Source organism: Plasticicumulans sp. (genome assembly GCF_035331805.1).
Lineage (GTDB): Bacteria > Pseudomonadota > Gammaproteobacteria > Competibacterales > Competibacteraceae > Plasticicumulans.
The window spans coordinates 1-4107 of sequence record NZ_DAOLKE010000315.1 but is presented as its reverse complement, the minus strand read 5'-3'; the positions used below and the strand labels follow the sequence as shown (position 1 = coordinate 4107).

The window sequence follows — 4107 nt, the reverse complement described above, 5'->3', positions numbered from 1 at the left end:
CCGGGCGCTGAGCGCCGCCGCCTTCGCCCCGGCCCCTGCCGGCGCCGACGCCGCGACCCGCCACTGGTATCGCGAGCTGTCGCGCCTGTCGGCGGCGTTCGCGCTGGTCGCCGACGTGGCGCTGCTCACGCTCGGCGGCGAGCTGAAGCGCCGCGAGCGCCTGTGCGGGCGGCTCGCCGATGCGCTCGCCGAGCTGTACCTGGCCTCGGCGGCGCTGAAGCGCTACGAGGACGACGGCCGCCCCGAGGCCGATCTCGCCTGTCTCGACTACGTGCTGGCCGAAGCCTGCTACGCGATCGAGAAGCGCCTGTCCGATGCGCTCGCAAACTTCCCGCGGCCGCTGCTCGGCAGCCTGCTGCGCCGCCTCGTGTTCCCGTGGGGCCGGCGCATGCGCGGCGCGCGCGATGCGCAGTCGGCGCGCGTCGCCGAACTGATGATGTCGCCGGGACCGGCGCGCGAGCGCCTGAGCGGCCCGATCCACGTCAGCCGCGATCCGGCCGAGGCGGTCGGCGCGCTGGAACTGGCCTTCGAGGCCGTGGTCGCCGCCGAAGCGATCGAAGCCCGGCTGCAGGCCGCGAAGCGCAGGGGCCGGCTGCAGGCCCCGGACCCGGCGGCAGCACTTGCGGCCGGCGAACTGACGGCCGGAGAGTTCGCGCAGCTCGAACAGGCCGCGGCGCTGGTGCGGCGCGTGATCGCCGTCGATGACTTCGACCCGGCAGCCCTCGCCGGCCACGGCGTCGCGACCGTCGCCACCGGCCCCGAGCTTCCGCCGCCGCCCTCCGGCCCCGAGATTCCGGAGTCCACGCCACCCGAACGCCCGGCCGAACCGTCGCCGCCCGAAGCGCCCGAACCGCCGGCCACGCCCGAAGTCCCGCCGCCGCCATCCGGGCCCGAGATCCCGCCCTCGGCCCCGGAACCGGCCGGCCTGCGCCCCGCGGCCTTCGCCGGGGCACGGGCATGACGAGCGATGCCGTCTGGCAGCACTGGCAGCTGAGGCACGATCCCGACGGCATCGCCTGGCTGACGCTCGATTGCGCCGGTGACGGGCCGAACACGCTCGGACGCGCGGTGCTCGAAGAATTCGGGCAGGTACTCGATGCGCTCGACGCCGCCCCGCCGCGCGGCCTCGTGCTGCGCTCGGGCAAGCCCGCGGGCTTCGCGGCCGGCGCCGACCTGCGCGAGTTCGACGGCTATCGCGATGCAGACGAGGTCGCCAGCCTGATCCGGCACGTGCACGGGCTGTTCGCGCGCCTCGAAGCCGCGCCGTGGTCGGTGGCCTGCGTGATCCACGGCCACTGTCTCGGCGGCGGTCTGGAACTCGCGCTCGCCTGCCACTGGCGCGTCGCGCACGACCTGCCCTCGACCCGGCTCGGTTTCCCGGAGGTGCGCCTCGGCATCTATCCCGGCTTCGGCGGCACGCTGCGCGCGACGCGCCGGCTCGGCGGACCGGCGGCACTCGGGCTGATGCTGACTTCCCGCACGCTGGCGGCGCGCGCCGCCCGCGCCGCCGGGCTGGTCGATGCCGTCGCCGGCACGCACGAATCGCCGGACTGGCTGGCGCGGCGCGCCGTGCTCGCCGGGCGGCGCAGCCGGCCGGGCTGGCTCGCGCACCTGTCGAACAGTGCCGCGGCCCGGGCCGTGATCGCGCCGTTGATCCGCCGGCAGACGGCGCAGAAGGTGCGCGCCGATCATTACCCGGCGCCCTTCCGGCTGATCGAGCACTGGCGGCTCGACGGCGGCGATGCGGCACGCATGCTCGAAGGCGAGGCCCGCGAGGTCGCCGGGCTGCTGACCGGCGAGGTGTCGCGCAACCTGCGCCGCGTGTACTTCGCGACCGAGCAGCTGAAGAGCCTCGGGCGCCAGAATGCCGCCCCGGTGGCGCACCGCCTGCACGTCGAGGGCGCCGGCGTCATGGGTGGCGACATCGCCGCGGTTGCGGCACTGGCCGGGCTCGAGGTCACGCTGCATGACCTCGATGCCGCGCGCATCGACGCCGCGCTCGCACGCGCCCGCGGGCTGTTCGCGCGCCGGCTGAAGACGCCGGCCGAACGCCTCGCCGCCGCCGGCCGGCTGATCGCCGATCCGGCCGGCGACGGCGTCGCGCGCGCCGACGTGCTGATCGAGGCCGTCATCGAGGATGCCGGCGTGAAGCGCACGCTGTTCGCCGCGCTCGAAGCGCGGCTGCCGGCGCATGCGCTGCTCGCGACCAACACCTCGGCGCTGCCGCTCGAAACCCTGGCTTCGGCCCTCAACGATCCCGGGCGGCTGATCGGCCTGCACTTCTTCAATCCGGTGCCGCGCATGCCGCTGGTCGAGGTCGTGCACGGCGAGGCCAGCACGCCGGCCGCGGTCGCACGCGGCTGCGCACTGGCGGTGCAGCTCGGCAAGTACCCGCTGCCGTGCCGCAGCCAGCCGGGCTTTCTGGTCAACCGAGTGCTCGCGCCCTACCTGCTCGCGGCACTGCGTCTGCTGCTCGCCGGCACGCCGGCCTCGACGCTCGATGCCGCGGCCGTCGGCTTCGGCATGCCGGTGGGCCCGATCGAACTCGCCGACACGGTCGGGCTCGATGTCTGCCGGCACGTGCTGGTCACGCTCGGCCCCGCCGAACCGGCCGCCGCCGCAGCCCTCGATGCCCGCATCGCCGCCGGCCGGCTCGGGCGCAAGTCCGGGCAGGGCTTTTACGTCTGGAAGGACGGCAAGGTCCGGCGCCCGGCGGCCGCCACCGGCACGCCGGCCGAACTTGCGGCGCTCGCCGATGCGATGCTGGCACCGCTGCTCGATGCCTGCGAACGCGCGCTCGCCGACGGCGTCGTCGCCAGCGCCGAGCAGCTCGATGCCGGCGTCATCCTCGGCACCGGCTTCGCGCCGTTTCGCGGCGGACCGCTGCGCTACCGGGGGCTGGCATGAACGCCCCCGCCTGCACCTGCATCGACGGGGAGACCGCGGATGAGTGACTTCGCCCCGCGCCGGGTCGCCGTCGTCGACGGCCTGCGCACGCCGTTCTGCCGCGCCGGTGCCGAATACGCGGAGCTTTCGAACCTCGACCTGCTGTCGGCGGTGCTCGGCGCGCTGGGCAAGCGTCACGACCTGCGCCGCGACGGCATCGACGAGGTCTGGGCCGGCGCCGTCAACTCGCACGCGAAGGACTGGAACCTGGCACGCGAGGCCGTGCTGTCCGCCGGGCTCGCGCCGGACACGCCGGCGGTGACGCTGACGCAGGCCTGCGCGACCAGCCTGCAGGCGGCCGGCGTGCTGGCCGCGAAGATCGCCACCGGCGAGATCGACAGCGGCATCGCCGCCGGCAGCGACACGGCCTCGGACCTGCCGATCGTGTTCGACCGGCGTTTCGCGCAGCGCCTGATCCGGACGCAGCGCGCGCGCAGCCTGCGGGAGCGGCTGGCGCAGTGGCGCGGCTTCAGGCTGCGCGAGCTGCTGCCGGTGGCACCGAGCCCGGCCGAGCCGCGCACCGGGCTGTCGATGGGTCAGCACACCGAGCGCATGGCGCGCGAATGGGGCATCACCCGCGCCGAACAGGATGCCTTCGCTGCCGACAGCCACCGCAAGGCGCTGGCGGCGCGCGCCGCCGGCTGTTTCGACGCCGAACTCGTGCCCTGCGCCGGCGTGGTCTCCGACCGCCTGCCGCGCGCCGGCAGCGATGCCGAGCAGCTCGCCCGGCTGCGCCCGGCCTTCGCCCCCGACGGCACGCTGACCGCCGGCAATGCCTCGGCGCTGACCGACGGCTCCGCGGCCGTGCTGCTCTGCGAGGCCCGGACCGCGGCCCGGCGCGGCCTGCCGGTGCTCGCGCACTGGGTCGCGCAGCAGTCGGCGGCCGTCGATTTCGTCGCCGGCGAGGGCCTGCTGCTCGCACCGGCGCTCGCGGTCGGCCGGCTGCTCAAACGCCTCGGGCTCGGGTTCGCGGACTTCGACGTGATCGAGCTGCACGAGGCCTTCGCCGCGCAGGTGCTCTGCACGCTGGCGGCGTGGCGCTCGGCCGACTGGTGCCGCGCGCGGCTCGGGCTGGAGGCGGCGCTCGGCGAGCCCGATCCGGCGCGGCTCAACGCCTGCGGCTCCAGCCTCGCGCTCGGCCACCCGTTCGCGGCCACCGGC

3 protein-coding genes are annotated in these 4107 nt (G+C 75.7%); all 3 read left to right on the top strand.

Annotated features, from left to right (window positions below; all coding sequences use genetic code 11):
• A partial coding sequence (locus tag PKE44_RS15995; RefSeq protein WP_324553115.1) for an acyl-CoA dehydrogenase domain-containing protein occupies positions 1-961 on the top strand: 961 nt, incomplete at its 5' end.
• Positions 958-2907 carry a 3-hydroxyacyl-CoA dehydrogenase NAD-binding domain-containing protein gene (locus PKE44_RS15990; RefSeq protein WP_324553113.1) on the top strand — a complete coding sequence of 650 codons (1950 nt, stop codon included), beginning with the start codon at positions 958-960 and terminating at the stop codon, positions 2905-2907. The genes PKE44_RS15995 and PKE44_RS15990, both read left to right, overlap by 4 nt.
• Positions 2908-2946: 39 nt before the next feature.
• Positions 2947-4107, top strand: a 1161-nt coding sequence (locus PKE44_RS15985) for an acetyl-CoA C-acyltransferase (RefSeq protein WP_324553110.1), incomplete at its 3' end; no start/stop codon positions are given.